General features: G+C 51.9%; 14 protein-coding genes and 1 pseudogene. 11 read left to right on the forward strand and 4 right to left on the reverse strand.

Annotated elements, in window-relative coordinates:
* Window positions 1-11 precede the first annotated feature (11 nt).
* Both ansP and OGV93_RS18710 read right to left on the reverse strand, forming a co-directional pair.
* The gene (gene ansP, locus OGV93_RS18705) at window positions 12-1,454 is read right to left on the reverse strand and encodes an L-asparagine permease (protein WP_047358134.1); all 1,443 of its coding nucleotides are present in this window, start codon (window positions 1,452-1,454) and stop codon (window positions 12-14) included.
* A 224-nt stretch (window positions 1,455-1,678) separates the two neighbouring features.
* Window positions 1,679-2,312 (reverse strand): annotated as a pseudogene (locus tag OGV93_RS18710) (Tn3 family transposase); the annotation flags it as partial.
* Window positions 2,313-2,381: 69 nt separating this feature from the next.
* On the opposite strand from OGV93_RS18710, the gene OGV93_RS18715 reads away from it, so the two are divergent.
* The 3 genes from OGV93_RS18715 (at window position 2,382) to OGV93_RS18725 (ending at window position 4,056) form a co-directional block, all read left to right on the forward strand.
* Window positions 2,382-3,074, forward strand: coding sequence for a hypothetical protein (locus OGV93_RS18715; protein WP_131350804.1), 693 nt, complete (start codon window positions 2,382-2,384; stop codon window positions 3,072-3,074).
* 239 nt (window positions 3,075-3,313) lie between these two features.
* Window positions 3,314-3,793 (forward strand): Hcp family type VI secretion system effector, encoded by a 480-nt coding sequence (locus OGV93_RS18720; protein ID WP_019076814.1) that lies wholly within the window; start codon window positions 3,314-3,316, stop codon window positions 3,791-3,793.
* Window positions 3,794-3,822: 29 nt separating this feature from the next.
* Window positions 3,823-4,056 (forward strand): hypothetical protein, encoded by a 234-nt coding sequence (locus OGV93_RS18725; protein WP_029139542.1) that lies wholly within the window; start codon window positions 3,823-3,825, stop codon window positions 4,054-4,056.
* A gap of 93 nt (window positions 4,057-4,149) precedes the next feature.
* On the opposite strand, the gene OGV93_RS18730 is transcribed toward OGV93_RS18725, so the two are convergent.
* Window positions 4,150-5,691, reverse strand: coding sequence for a methyl-accepting chemotaxis protein (locus OGV93_RS18730; RefSeq protein ID WP_053389793.1), 1,542 nt, complete (start codon window positions 5,689-5,691; stop codon window positions 4,150-4,152).
* A 516-nt stretch (window positions 5,692-6,207) separates the two neighbouring features.
* Here OGV93_RS18730 and OGV93_RS18735 point away from each other — a divergent pair.
* From OGV93_RS18735 to OGV93_RS18765, 8 genes are all read left to right on the forward strand, one after another.
* Window positions 6,208-7,206 carry an MsnO8 family LLM class oxidoreductase gene (locus OGV93_RS18735; RefSeq protein ID WP_284201617.1) on the forward strand — a complete coding sequence of 333 codons (999 nt, stop codon included), beginning with the start codon at window positions 6,208-6,210 and terminating at the stop codon, window positions 7,204-7,206.
* A complete protein-coding gene (locus tag OGV93_RS18740; RefSeq protein WP_094761323.1) occupies window positions 7,206-8,327 on the forward strand; it encodes an amidohydrolase in 1,122 nt (373 codons plus the stop codon). The genes OGV93_RS18735 and OGV93_RS18740 overlap by 1 nt, the downstream gene beginning before the upstream one ends.
* 25 nt (window positions 8,328-8,352) lie before the next feature.
* Complete coding sequence (locus OGV93_RS23955; RefSeq protein WP_016153133.1) at window positions 8,353-9,666, forward strand: LLM class flavin-dependent oxidoreductase; 1,314 nt, start codon at window positions 8,353-8,355, stop codon at window positions 9,664-9,666.
* A gap of 12 nt (window positions 9,667-9,678) precedes the next feature.
* Window positions 9,679-10,611: an ABC transporter substrate-binding protein gene (locus tag OGV93_RS23960; protein ID WP_019076809.1), complete on the forward strand. Its 933-nt coding sequence runs from the start codon at window positions 9,679-9,681 to the stop codon at window positions 10,609-10,611.
* A gap of 10 nt (window positions 10,612-10,621) precedes the next feature.
* Window positions 10,622-11,131 carry a GNAT family N-acetyltransferase gene (locus tag OGV93_RS18750; RefSeq protein ID WP_016153131.1) on the forward strand — a complete coding sequence of 170 codons (510 nt, stop codon included), beginning with the start codon at window positions 10,622-10,624 and terminating at the stop codon, window positions 11,129-11,131.
* Window positions 11,132-11,140: 9 nt separating this feature from the next.
* Window positions 11,141-12,067 (forward strand): amino acid ABC transporter permease, encoded by a 927-nt coding sequence (locus tag OGV93_RS18755; protein ID WP_016153130.1) that lies wholly within the window; start codon window positions 11,141-11,143, stop codon window positions 12,065-12,067.
* Window positions 12,051-12,824, forward strand: a complete 774-nt coding sequence (locus OGV93_RS18760; RefSeq protein WP_016153129.1) for an amino acid ABC transporter ATP-binding protein — start codon at window positions 12,051-12,053, stop codon at window positions 12,822-12,824. The genes OGV93_RS18755 and OGV93_RS18760 overlap by 17 nt, the downstream gene beginning before the upstream one ends.
* 82 nt (window positions 12,825-12,906) lie before the next feature.
* Window positions 12,907-13,524 carry a glutathione S-transferase family protein gene (locus tag OGV93_RS18765; protein ID WP_016153128.1) on the forward strand — a complete coding sequence of 206 codons (618 nt, stop codon included), beginning with the start codon at window positions 12,907-12,909 and terminating at the stop codon, window positions 13,522-13,524.
* Between the two features lie 69 nt (window positions 13,525-13,593).
* Here the strand turns inward: OGV93_RS18765 and OGV93_RS18770 are convergent, their stop codons facing one another.
* Window positions 13,594-14,904: an MFS transporter gene (locus tag OGV93_RS18770; protein ID WP_016153127.1), complete on the reverse strand. Its 1,311-nt coding sequence runs from the start codon at window positions 14,902-14,904 to the stop codon at window positions 13,594-13,596.
* Window positions 14,905-14,962: the final 58 nt, after the last annotated feature.

Below are 14,962 nucleotides of genomic sequence, written 5' to 3' on the forward strand. Positions count from 1 at the left end.
GCCTTCTGCCGTTATGGCGCGGTGCGGTGGATCTCTGCAACGCGTTTACGCACGCCGAACCAGCCCGCGACCAGCAGGATGGCAATCAGCGGTAATGACGCGATGGTATAGGTGCCGTTTGGATAGTCAAACGCCATCAATACCAGTACGCTCACCAGGAACAGCAGCGTTAACCACGAGGTAAACGGTGCGCCCGGCAGTTTAAAGCTGACGTCTGCCGTTTTACCTTCTTTTATGGCCCGGCGCAGACGCATCTGACAGACCATGATAAATCCCCACGACGCAATAATGCCCAGTGACGCGAAGTTCAACACGATCTCAAACACCTGTGACGGCACCAGATAGTTCAGGAATACCCCGACGACATACACGACCAGCGTGGCGAGGATCCCGGCCCAGGGCACCTGTTGACGGCTCATTTTAGCCATGAATTTCGGTGCCGAACCGCCCATCGACATGGAGCGTAAAATACGCCCGGTGCAGTACAACCCTGAGTTAAGGCTGGAAAGCGCCGCGGTGAGCACCACAATATTCATGATACTGCCAATGTACGGCACGCCCAGTTTGGAAAAGAAGGTAACAAACGGGCTTTGCCCCGCCTGATAGGCGTTCCAGGGCAGTAGCAGAACCAGCAGCACGACAGAACCCACATAGAACAGACCAATACGCCAGATAACGCTATTGATTGCTTTCGGCACCATCGTTTGCGGATCTTTGCACTCACCGGCGGCGGTACCCACCAGTTCAATAGAGGCAAAGGCGAAAACCACACCCTGTACCAGTACCAGCGCAGGCAACAGGCCATGCGGGAAGAAGCCGCCGTTGTCGGTAATCAGGTGAAAACCCGTGGCGTTACCATCCAGCGGCTTTCCGGTACCTAAAAAAACGGTACCCACCACCAGGAAAATCACAATTGCCAGTACCTTAACCAGCGCAAACCAAAACTCCATCTCCGCGAACCACTTCACGCCGATCATGTTCATGGTGCCGACAATAGCCAGCGCGCCGAGGGCGAACACCCACTGCGGCACGTCGCCAAACGCGCCCCAGTAGTGCATATACAACGCCACCGCGGTGATATCGACAATGCCGGTCATCGCCCAGTTGATGAAGTACATCCAGCCAGCCACATAGGCGGCTTTCTCACCTAAAAATTCACGGGCGTAGGAAACGAAGCTACCGCTGGAAGGGCGATGTAAAACCAGTTCGCCGAGCGCGCGCAGTATAAAGAACGAAAAAATACCGCATACCAGATAGACCAGCGCCAAAGCCGGGCCGGCCATCTGCAGGCGTGCGCCTGCCCCTAAAAACAACCCGGTACCAATTGCGCCGCCAATGGCGATCATTTGTACCTGTCGATTGCCCATCGCTTTGTGATACCCCTCTTCGTGAGCATTCAACCAGCGTCGTTTCGCCGCATGTTGTTCCGCGGCTTGCGTGTTGTTTGTGTTCATTACGATTCCTGTTGACCTGACAAAAATACAACATCCTTTTTGCCGCACCAGCTGCGGCGAAAACAGCCTTACCCTTCATTGTGTTACGGGGCAAAACTGCCGGCCGAGCATCCTACATTCAATTGATTGGTTCCGCAAAGCCCCGGTAACAAGAATTCAGCATTTTTATGCAGCCGGTACTGGCGCGGTGTGGCCTCGATTCAGCCAATAAAGGAGAAGGGCGTTTATACCTGTAGAGGTTCTACGCCGGAACCGCCGAAACCCAGTTTAAGTCCGGCAACAAGAGTATCCAGATCGATAAGTTCATTGCTGCTCTGGAGGGTGTAATGCCCGTTCAGTAAAATGTGCTGCAGGCCATCTGTGATATCCGGGTCAGCGCCTCGACGCCTTTGGTATTATCTTCGGCTTCCAGTCTCTCCAGCAAACGTGACAGGAACACGGAGTTGTAATAAATGATCGCATTGGAGATCAAGCGCCCACACTGGGTACTGATGTCCGTTTCAGTATCATTTTTCCCTGTTAACTCTTTCTTACCGCCGACTTTGGCGACTGATGCACGTAACTGGTGATAAGATTAAACGCGATTCTGGGAGCGACGGATATTGCGTTCCAACTGCGGGTCACGCAGATACTTCAGCGTGTAAATACTGCGAACCAGCCGATCGTATTCAAATATCGCCTGTCTTGTCGGGTTGGCCGTTGTATATGTACATAACTTGCGGATCAGCGTTCCCTACGTCATTTCCTTCAGCCCAGGCGTGGCGACGATGCGATCAAGATTGCTTTTTTCGCGTGTGATAAGGTCCAGAACAATGTGCCCGCAGGCTGGATCAGGCATTTTTTATGTGCTGACGAATCCTTTTATCGGACGCTTTCCCGAGAAAAGTAATGAAAAACTGGATGTAATGAAATTAGCATGGAGCGGTTATGTACAACAACAATGAAGTCATCAGTTATCTACAGGCTAACAGGATCCTTGCATTAAAGCTCGATCATGCAGTTTCTGCCGTCGGTCAGCAGGTTACAAATCAAGTTGAAACCTTGGGAAAGGGCGCTACCCGTCTGCTGTATTACACGTCCTGCTTTACCGATGAATATAATGATATTTGCCAGCAGCAAAAAACGGAGGATCTGCGCTTCAGGAATGCTGTTATTCGCATTATCCAGCATGGTGACGTTGTCTATGAAATGCTTCGTGTCTACTTTGAAGAAGTATTCAAATACAAAACTAATGCCCAATTAGAGCATATTAAAAAAGCACTTATGGCTGTAAATGTTCATATCGCGTCCAGCACCCTTACCGGTGCGGGGTACGCTTTAGCGGTCGCTACCAGCGTCCGTATCGGATTGCATCTAAGTATGCAACTCAGTGCTCTTACGGGACGTGCAGCGGGTACGACTGCGGGGGTTGTGGCCACGTACGGCTTGGTTCAGAAAGCGGCGGATAGTGCTCGTCGTCTACACGTCCAGTATCCAGCTTATTACTCTGCACTTTACATGCAACAACTGGATATGATGTATTTCCTGATTGAACCGGTATTTGAGCGCGCGGGCGCAATTGAAGCGCAATGGTCATCTGATTCCGGTATAGCACATATCATCACCCGGATGATCAGATAACCATGATTCGATCACTAAAGAAATTTCTACTGTGGCAGCTCAGGTTTTTATCATCGCTGTACGGACCTGTCATTTTTACGATTATTTTCGCATTGCTCCAGGGATATTTTTTCCCTGACAGCCCTGTCTGGCCTACAGGCGTATTCGCCATAGTTATGATTGTTATTTTCACGCGTTACTGTAAATGGTGACAGCGTTAATATCACAGTTACTTAAATCATCACTGATAAGGAAATTATATGTCTACTCCCGCTCATTTATGGCTTGAAGATGAAAATGGATCGCCGATTGTTGGCAGTTGTTTAATGCCCCTGCGTTTGGGTTCCATCGAATTAAAATCATTTTCGCACGGCGTAACCATTCCAGTAGACCCCAATTGGGGCAAACTTACAGGGACGCGCGTTCATAGCCCGATCACGATAGTGAAGGAATTTGATCAGACAACACCGCTCCTGTACCGCGCTGTCTGTGAAGGCCGAACAATGAAGAAGGCGACAATCAAGATGTACCGTATCCTGGAATCGGGCATCGAGGCGGAGTATTTCAATATCATTCTGGAAAACGTCAAGTTCACAACGGTTGCGCCATACCTGTCACCTAACGGTATGAGTAGTACTCACCTTGAAACGCTCGAGTTGCGTTATGAGGCGATTACCTGGAAGTATACGGAGGGTAATATTATCTATCGAGACTCATGGAACGATCGTTGTTGTGCCTGATGACGAGGGGCACCAAAGGAGGAAAGAAAATGGTCGACTTAACTGCTGAACAACAGCAGTTAGCGAAGATAGTTCATGATAATGGTGATGCTCAATTATTGCAGGGCTGTTATGACTATATGGATGCCTTTAAACGGGTGATGGACAGCGCTTCAAAAGTCCAGATACCTGCAATACCCTGGATATTTCGCTTTGCAAAATGGATGGAAAGGCTGGCTCAGGGCATTGCTGATGGAGTCATTGAGGTACCGAAAGATCACTAAAAGCAACGGACCGGAAATTTCGGCGGTTCCGGCGTAGAACCCCATGTAGAGGAGTGCGCTTATCGAGACATTCACCCAATAAGCGCCGTAACGTTATGCCGATACGCCAAAGACCTGAACGGCCTGCTGTAAGCGTGATGAACGCTGGGTCAGATCGGCGGTGGCGTCGGTGACGCGCTCCACCATCTCGGCATTATTGTGTGTCATGGTGCCAACGCGTGAAATTGAATCGTTAATCAGATCCAAAGCCTGGGTTTGCTCACGCGTGGCCAGACTAATGTCTTTGATCATCATCGACATCTGCAGTACATCCCCAATCATCCCGGTGAGATGCGTTTCCGTTTGCTCCACCATTTTGACGCCGCTATTAACATTGGCGACGTTCTTCTCAATAAGCTGTTTGATCTCTTTTGCCGCAGACGCCGAGTGTTGGGCCAGATTGCGGACTTCTGCCGCGACAACGGCGAAGCCACGCCCGGATTCCCCGGCTCGCGCGGCCTCAACCGCGGCATTAAGCGCCAGAATATTGGTCTGAAAGGCGATGCTGTCGATCACGCCAATGATGTCAACGATCTGCCCGTTGTCACGCGATATCGCCTGCATCATGGCGATAGTTTGTTTCATGATATCGCCGCCTTCTGCAGCGTTGGCGCTGGTTTTATCGGCCATGGTCATGGTATGTGCCGCCGTCTCAGCGGTTTGTTGTACCGCGCTACCAATTTCTTCAATGGCCGCAGCGGTTTGTTGCAGGTCGGCAGAGGTTTCTTCTGAACGCTGATGCAGCGCCGTACCTTCTTTTGACACCCGCTGACTGATAGCGCGAATACCGGAAATTTGCGTACTGACGTCATCGACCAGAGAATTCAGATTAAGCCCGGACTGATTAACCAGTCGCATTAGCATTCCGATCTCATCCACCCGATTTAAATGACAGTTATCAGGTTTACGTCCGGACACCACTTTCTTCATTTGCGTCAGGAGCGTATTAACTGGCTGACAAATTTGATACTTAAGGTAAATAGCCAGTGCCAGAAATAACACCAGCAAGCCACCCGACTGAATAAATGGATTAAACGGGGCGAAGATAAATAACAAAGCGAGCAGGGCCGTCACCCCTAAAGAATAATTGACGCGCTGGCTGATATTCAGCCATTTAAACATGGAGGTCCATGCCAATAAGCCGCGACGAATGATAATCCCTTTAAAAAGTCGAAAGCCTTTAAACTGCTGACTATTCATTTTTTGGTATAAACTTTCGCTGTGAGTTATTTCATCACGCGAAGGAACGGTACGCACTGAGATGTAACCGGTGAGTTTTTCATTGTGCCAGACCGGCGTAACGTTGGCGCGAACCCAGTAATGGTCACCATTTTGGCGGCGGTTTTTCACCATACCCGTCCAGCTGTCTCCCTGCTGTAGCGTGTACCACATATCGGCGAATGCAGCGGGAGGCATGTCAGGATGGCGAATAATATTATGCGCTTCGCCCATTAATTGATCTTCGTTAAATCCGCTGGCATCGATAAAAGCAGAGTTAGCGTAGGTAATATGACTTTCTTTATCCGTCGTTGAAAGCAGCGTCGCTTTGTCGTTAAGTGCGTGCTCAATTTGTGTAACGGGCATGTTACTTTTCATAGAGGCCCCATAATGATATGCATAATCCATACAAAAATTCCCGCAATAAAATCGGGAGGAATATTAAAAAGCCGTTTTAAACCGTTTTAATAAGAAACGCTGCATTCTCTACTAATCATCATTTCTGTGGAAGTATTTAAATTAAAAAATCTCTGTGGAATATTCATTCAGGGTCATAAAACTGAAACATTTTATACAACCGCATAACGTTTTAAGTCATTTAACCTGACTTAACGTAAATCGCGTTAAAAAACGTTTTCGCAAAAAGAAAACTGGCATGAAATGATTTGGATGTTATTCCCGTGAGACCAACGACCCTATTATATTTTGTAGGCCATACATTCCGCGTGTTTTCAGTTTCGTGTTCCGACCAGTACAAGGCGATCCGAATTTTAACCCTGACAGCGTCAGGGCTGGTTATCTACTTTTTAGCTGAGCAAATGTGAATTAAATGTTTCTGCATGGTTATCTGATAATTTAATAATAATGACATGTTAACAAGCATAGGCCCGTAACATGTCATATCGCCTGAGTATTCTGGATAAAAGCCCCCTCGGGGAAGGTGAAACCGCCGCGATTGCACTTGCCCGGACGTTACGTCTGGCGCAGCGGGCAGAAGAGTGGGGATACCATCGTTTCTGGATCGCGGAACACCATAATACGCCACAGCTGGCCAGCCCATCACCGGAGCTGGTGATTGCCTGGATCCTCGGGCAAACCCAGCGTATTCGCGTTGGCTCCGGTGGCGTGATGCTGCAACATTACAGCCCGTACAAAGTGGCGGAAAACTTCAATCTTCTGGCCTCGCTGGCACCCGGGCGTGTCGATCTCGGCGTAGGGAAAGCCCCTGGCGGCTTACCACTGTCGACTCAGGCACTACAGCAAGGAGTGCATCAGGATGAAAAAGGCAGTTTTGCCGACCAACTTTCCCAGCTTAACGACTGGCTAACGCTGAGCGGCACGGAAAGCGGGGAAACGGTATTTCCGACGCCAATCCCACCGATACCGCCGGAAGGATTTGTCCTGGGAGCCAGTGTGCAAAGCGCACAGTTAGCAGCGCAATTCAATTGGCATTTTATCTTCGCGGCACACTTCAACGGTGACCGCGCGTTATTGCGTGACGTTTTGTCCTTCTGGCAGACCCACAGCGCACGTCCGACGATAGTTGCCGTCCAGGTGATTGTGGCTGACAGTAGCGATACCGCCGCGCAGCTTGCGGAAAACGTGCAAATCTGGGGCGTGGAGTTGGAGAATGGTCAACGTGTCACGGTAGCCAGCGAAGAGCAGGCGCTGGCATTCGCCGCGCAGGCCGGCAGTCCGCCACGCAAAATCGCGCGTCGTGAGCAGGCGTTGTTACACGGCACGGCTCAGGAGGTGATGGCGAAGCTGAATGCCCTGCATACGCAATTTGGCATTGAGGAGTTCATTATCGACACGCCAGTGGCGGAAGGTCATGCGCGTCTGACATCGCTGCGGTTGTTGGCGCAAGCCCATAACGCCGTGGAGGTGCTCTGATGACTCTGGCCTCAACGCTTATCAACTGGCGTCGTGAATTACACCAGCACCCGGAACTTTCCCTGCAAGAGGTGGCAACGACGGCGCGCATTCACGCCTGGCTGCACGCAGCGGACGTCGAGATTTTACCGTTCGACCTGAAAACCGGTCTGGTCGCGGAAATCGGGCAGGGAGAAGAGGTCATCGCGCTGCGAGCGGATATCGATGCGCTACCGATAGAAGAAAGCGCCGATGTTCCGTTTCGCTCCCTCACGCCGGGAGTGATGCATGCCTGCGGGCATGACGTCCACACCAGCGTCATGCTGGGCGCCGCGCTGCTGCTTAAACAACAGGAAACACACTTACCGGGGCGCGTACGTATTTTGTTTCAGCCCGCTGAAGAGAGTTTCGGTGGCGCAAAAACGCTGATCCGCGCCGGTGCGCTGCACAACGTTGCGGCTATTTTCGGCATGCACAATGAGCCAGGTTTACCAGTGGGGGAATTTGCCACACGCGGCGGCGCGTTCTATGCCAACGTCGATCGCTTCGTGCTGCGTATTAATGGCAAGGGCGCACATGCGGCGCGTCCGCATGAAGGCAGAGATGCCATCCTGCTCGCCAGCCAACTGGTCACGGTGTTGCAAAGCGTTGCCAGTCGCGACGTTAACACACTGGATTCAGTGGTGCTTAGCGTGACCCGTATTCAGGGAGGAAATACATGGAATGTGTTGCCAGAATCCGTTGAGCTGGAAGGGACGCTCAGAACGCACCGGACTTCGGTGCAGCAGCAGGTTAAAGCACGGGTTAATGACATCGCCGCCGGTTTTGCCCACGCCTTTGGCGCACAAATCGACGTTATCTGGCATGCAGGGCCGACCGCGTTGGTAAACGATGCACGTTGGGCCGATATCGCCACCGCCGTGGCGAAACAATCAGGCTACACCACCCACCATGCCGACCTGCATATGGGCGGCGAGGATTTTGCCGTCTATCTGCAAAATACGCCTGGCGCATTTGTCAGTATTGGCAGCGCCAGTGAATACGGATTACATCACCCGGGCTTTAATCCGGACGAACGTTTAATTGAACCTGCCGCGCATTACTTTGCACAGCTAGCAAAAACGGCATTCGCACATCTTTAAGTTTACCTGTTGGGTAGGGGTTATTATGGCTGAAAATCGGCAACTACGGCTCGGCACTATTCTGCATGGCGCAGCGGGAAATATGTCCGCATGGCGTCATCCGGCGGCACAGGCCGATGCCAGTATTAATTTTGATTTTGTCAAAGAGACGGCGCTTATTGCGGAAAAAGGGAAGCTGGATTTTATTTTTGTCGCCGATGGACTGTATATTAATGAAAAATCAATCCCACACTTTTTAAATCGCTTTGAGCCGCTGACGGTATTATCTGCTTTGGCCAGCATTACCCAGAATCTGGGATTGGTTGGCACGGTATCCACATCATACAGCGAGCCGTTTACTACCGCACGGCAGTTCGCCAGCCTTGATCATCTCAGCCAGGGGCGAGCCGGATGGAACGTGGTCACATCACCTCTGGAGGGTTCGGCAAAGAACTATTCCCGTGCCCAGCATCCAGAACATGCCTTGCGTTATCGTATCGCCGATGAATATTTACAGGTGGTGAAAGGACTGTGGGATTCCTGGGAAGATGATGCTTTTACCCGTAATAAGGCAAGCGGAGAATTTTTTAATCCGCAAAAACTGCACACGCTTAACCATCATGGAGATTATTTTCAGGTCGCAGGTCCGTTAAATATTGGGCGCACGCCACAAGGCCGTCCGATTATATTCCAGGCGGGCGCTTCACAGGATGGTAAGAAATTAGCGGCGCAGCATGCCGATGCTATTTTTACCCATCAGGAGTCGCTGGCGGAGGCCAAAGAGTTCTATCAGGATGTAAAAAGCCAGTTGGCCTACGCCGGGCGACATCCCGAACAACTGCATATATTCCAGGGCGTCAGCGTGATTGTTGGCGACAGCGCAGAGGACGTTGAGCAGCAGTATCAGACTACCGCTGCGCTGGTCTCTATTACCGACGCGCTGAACTACCTGGGCCGCTACTTTGAACATCATGATTTCGCCCAATATCCACTGGACGCACCGTTCCCGGATCTGGGTTCCCTTGGACAAAACAGCTTTCGCAGTACGACTGATGAGATCAAACGCAACGCGCGTGAGCGTGGCCTAACGCTACGCCAGGTTGCTCTGGAAGCGGCCAGTCCACGCCCACGTTTCAGCGGTACGCCGCAACAGGTTGCCGATGGTCTTCAGCAGTGGTTCGACGAAAAAGCCGCAGACGGTTTTATCATCCAGGGGGGAACGCCAGATACCTTCCCGCGTTTTGTCGAACAGGTTGTCCCCGTGCTTCAGGCGCGTGGCCTGTTCCGCCATGAATATCCCGGTACGACCCTGCGCGCAAGCCTGGGACTCGCGACACCTGCAAACCAATTCACACAATAAGAGAAAAACGCTATGCAGAAAAAATCAGTCTTCCTCGCGCTGTCACTGGCTTTCAGCGCTAACGTCTGGGCAAATGATGTGACTATTAACGGTACGGGCGTAAGCCTGGAAGCCAATAAAACGCCAATCAATACGGCAAAAAATCCGCAGGCGATTGCGCAGTTGCCCGCGAACCTGCACCTGGCCGTACCGGGTAAATTCACCGTGGCGATTGCCGGGTTAAGCCAGCCGCCGCTGACCGTCTTTGCCGATGACAATAAGACACTGATCGGCAGCGAGGCGGACATCGCTCGTCTGGTGGCTGACAGTCTGGGGCTGGAACTCAACGTCGTGCCCACGTCATGGGAAGACTGGCCGCTGGGCGTCACGTCCGGCAAATATGATGCCGCGATCAGCAATATTACCGTCACCAAAGCCCGCAAAGAGAAATTCGATTTCGCGACGTATCGTAAGGACTCCCTTGGCTTCTACGTCAAAACCGGCAGTAAGCTGAAGAAAATCGAGCAGGCAGAAGATATCGCCGGTCTGCGCATCATCGTCGGTTCGGGGACAAATCAGGAAGCCATCCTGCTCGCCTGGAACGATGAGAACGTGAAGAAAGGGTTGCAGCCGTTTACGCCGGTGTATACCAAAGATGATGCCGCGCAAACCCTGGCCCTGCAGTCAGGCCGTGCCGATGCTTACTTCGGCCCTAACGTTATCGGCGCGTGGAAAGCTGCACTCAACGGTAAAACGCAACGGGTGGGCAGCGTTGATGGCGGTTGGCCAAAAGCGGCACACATCGCTGTGACGCTGAAAAAGGACAGCGGTCTGGTTCTGCCGGTACAAACCGCCCTCAACGGCGTAATTGGCAACGGCGACTATGACAAGGTGCTGAACCGCTGGGGAGAAGGGGTGGAACGTATTCCGCAATCTGAAATCAACCCGGCCGGTTTAGGCGACTAAGGAGGTCATCGTGAGCGATCAATTTCGCGTGGTCTCACCTGAAGCCAGCGAGCTGCAGCCAATTTTGAACGGTCTGTTCGGTGAATATGCCGCCCGCTATGGCGATTATTTTTCTCGCGACGCTGAAGTGGAGCTGACCGAATGGTATCTGGCACCGCAGGGACTTTTCGTGGTACTGGAGCGCAGCGGCGAGATTATCGCCACCGGGGCCTACAAACCTTACGACAAAGACACCGCCGAGATTAAGCGCATCTGGACGAAAAGCAGCCTGCGTCAGCAGGGGCTGGCGGCGCGCGTGGTGCAGGAGCTGGAACGCAGGGCGCTGCTGGCGGGCTACAGCCGGATTTATCTGACCACGGGATTTCGCCAGCCAGAGGCCGTGCGACTTTATTTAAGCCAGGGCTACGATCCGCAATTTGATACAGCGCGCGATCCCGAAGAGTACAGCCTGCCACCGTTTGATGGCCGGCTGCGCTTTACCAAACTCTTGACCATCGCCGGTCAGGCCAGAATAGCCTGAGGAGAGAAGATGAAAACGACGGAGAGTATTAAAGTCGTACCGGCGCGCTATCCGATGCGCACCGCAGGAGCAGTCATTGCCTTGTTTGTCCTGGCGGTGATTATCCAGTCCGTGGCGTTTAATCCGCGCTGGGAATGGGGCGTGTTTGCCCGTTGGTTCTTTGATCCGGTTATCTTGTCCGGCCTTGGGCAAACTCTGCTACTGACGCTTATCGGTACGCTGTTGAGTATTATCATCGGTGGTCTGCTGGCGCTGGCACGACTTTCATCTTCCTGGTTGCTGAACGGTCTGGCATGGGGATACATCTGGCTGTTTCGTTCGTTACCGCTGATTGTGGTGCTCATCGTTTTGTACAACTTCTCCTATTTGTACGACACGCTGGCGATTGGTATTCCGTTTACTCCCATTCAATGGGGCAGTTTTGAGACCATCAATGTGCTCGGCCAGTTTTCCACCGCAGTGGTTGGCCTGACGCTGGTGCAAAGCGCCTATACCGCTGAAATTATTCGTGGTGGATTTTTAGGAGTTGACCACGGCCAGTACGAGGCAGCGGCAGCGCTGGGCTTACCCGCATGGCGACGTACGCTGCGAATTATTCTGCCGCAGGCGCTGCGCACCATTTTGCCTGCTGGCTTCAATGAAATCATCAGTCTGGCGAAAGGGACGGCGATGGTATACGTGCTGGCAATGCCAGAGCTGTTCTACACCATCCAGATGATCTACAACCGCACGCAGGAAGTGATCCCGCTGCTGATGGTGGGTGCGGTGTGGTATCTGGTGATCACCAGCGTCCTGTCGTTAATTCAGCACCTGGTCGAACGCGCGCTGGCCCGCAGCGAGCGACGTTCAGCAATCAATACCGCCCGGGTGAGCCGTGCAGAAAAACGCAACCGTCAACGTCCGCAGCAGGAGGCCGTCCATGTCCCACTCGCCTGAAGGCCATATTTCCATTACCGGCGTCAGCAAATACTTCGGTCGCCACAAAGCGCTGGATAATGTGTCGCTGGAGATCCCTCCCGGAACGGTAACGGTTATTCTTGGCCCGTCCGGTTCAGGGAAATCCACACTCTTGCGGACGATCAACCATCTGGAGCGCGTCGATGAAGGGTTTATTCAAATCGATGGCGATTACATTGGTTATCGTCGGCAGGGAGACAAGCTGTATGAGCTGAAAGAGGCGGAAATTTTGCGCCAGCGCGTTAACGTCGGCTATGTGTTCCAGAATTTTAATCTGTTTCCGCACTTAACGGTGCTGGAGAATTTGATTGAAGCGCCCATTGCGCACGGTCTGGCATCGCGTAAAGCCGCCACCGAGCGGGCATTAACTCTGCTTGATGCCGTTGGCCTGCGTAATAAAGCCGATGCCTGGTCGCGTCATCTCTCCGGCGGTCAGCAGCAGCGTATCGCTATTGCCCGTGCGCTGGCGCTAAATCCACGCGTTATGCTGTTTGATGAACCCACTTCAGCGCTGGATCCTGAACTGGTAGGCGAAGTTCTGGATGTCATCAAAGCACTGGCGCAGTCGGGAACCACGCTGGTTGTGGTCACGCACGAGATTGGGTTCGCCCGGGAAGTGGCGGATCAGGTGGTGTTTATGGTCGATGGCAAAATTGTCGAACAGGGCAGCAGCGAGCAGGTGCTGAATCATCCACGCCACACGCGCACCCAGCAGTTCTTGTCGAAAGTGCTGTGAACTTCAAGGGAAAGATAGGCAGGTCTGCATAGACTGACGAATGCTGCTCTACACTTAGGGTTTTAACTTTGGGGGTTGCAGCATGATTAAGGTCTATGGGGTGCCGGGCTGGGGATCGGCCATCAGTGAAGTGATGCTCACACTGGCGGAGATCCCTTACAGCTTTATTGATGTGGATGGTTTTGACCGCGACGGGCCTTCGCGGGAGTTGCTTAAAAAAATGAATCCGCTGTGCCAGGTGCCCACACTGATACTGGAAAATGGTAACGTGATGACGGAAACGGCGGCCATCGCCCTGATGATCCTCGATCGTTGTCCTGAACTTGCGCCACCCGTTGGGCACGCTGAGCGCCAGCAGTTTCAGCGTCTGTTGATATGGCTGGTGGCAAATGTCTATCCAACGTTTACCTATGCCGATTATCCACAACGCTGGGTACCAGACGCCGCGGCGCAGTTGAAAAAGAACTGTATTGAGTACCGCAAATCGCTTTATATGTGGCTGAACGACCAGCTAAGCGCTGAGCCGTATGCGTTTGGCGATCAGCTAACACTGCTGGACGTTTATATTGCCGTTATGCGCACCTGGGGGCCGGGGCATGACTGGTTTCAGGACAACACGCCCAATATCAGCGCTATCGCTGACGCGGTTTGCCAGCACCCGCGACTGCGTACTGTACTGAAAAATAATAAGATTATTTGAATAAAAAAACGCTGTTCCGCAGGAGTGCAAATCCCGGAACAGCGGGCGAACTATCGCCATAAGCTTACATTACGCGACGGACGGGCTCAGCGTAATACGATCCAGCGGCCCCACGATAAACAGATAAGAAATCAGGCCAATCAGCCCCATCGAACCGACGTACAGAATGGCGTAATCGAATGACTGGGTATTCGCCAGAATGACGCCAATCACCAGCGGCGTGATAATACTCGCCATATTGCCGCACATATTGAATACGCCGCCAGCAATGCCGAGCACTTCTTTTGGTGAAGTATCGCTAAGTACGCACCATCCCAGATTGCCAAAGCCTTTGGCGAAAAATGCCAGACTCATCGCCGCGATAACCACAAATTCTGACGAGGTGTAGTTAGCGATAACGATGACACAGGAAAGTAACATTCCGCAGATAACGGGTAGCTTACGAGCAACCGTCAGGCTGTAGCCGCGTTTTAATAGCCAGTCTGAAAAAACGCCCCCTAACAATCCACCGATAAAACCGGCAATAGCAGGAATACTGGCGACAAACCCCACTTTAAGGATCGACATTCCTTTAGCCTGATACAGATAGGTAGGAAACCAGGTCAGGAAGAACCAGGTGATTGACGTCACGCAGAACTGCCCGATGTAAACGCCAATCATCATGCGGTTGACGCAGACGCTTTTTATTTGCGCAAAGGTAATCTTCTGTGGCTCTTTTTTATTTCCCAGCGACGGTTCGCCACCGCCTTCCCGGATATAGTCAATTTCCTGCTGGTTTACCTTCGGATGATGCATAGGATCTCTGATTTTTACCAGCCAGAAGATGCCAAGAATAACGCCAATCGCCCCAATGTAATAAAAAACAAAGTGCCAGCTGAGATTATGCAAAATAATCGTCATTAACGGTGTAATTACCCCTAACGAGATATATTGCGCGGCCTGGTAAACTGAGGTGACAAATCCTCGTTCATTATTAGGAAACCACTGCACGCTTAATCGGCTGTTGGCAGGAAAGGCCGGAGCCTCAATGGCACCCATCAGTAAACGTAAGATAATCAATACCACAAGTGGACTGGCGTACAAATAAATGGTGCCCTGAAACATGGTCACCAGCGACCAGCCAATCAGGGCGCAGCCGTATACCAGACGAGAACCGTAGCGATCAAGTAGCCAGCCGCCAGGCAATTGCATAATGACATAAGAAATACCGAAGGCAGAAAAGGCCAGCCCCATTGCTTCGGGATCAAAACCTAATTCTTTGCTCATAATCGGAGCCACGACGGATAACGTCGCGCGATCGGCGTAATTAAATACGGTGGCAAGAAACAGAAATATCAAAATACCGTAACGCACTTTTGTGCGCTTTATTATTGTGTTCATCACCCACTCCTTTCATAAGGTTGAGAGCGTTTCTGTAGGGAAGAGGGCGGGTATTACT

The sequence above is a fragment of the Citrobacter sp. Cb031 genome (assembly GCF_030336725.1).
Lineage (GTDB): Bacteria > Pseudomonadota > Gammaproteobacteria > Enterobacterales > Enterobacteriaceae > Citrobacter > Citrobacter braakii.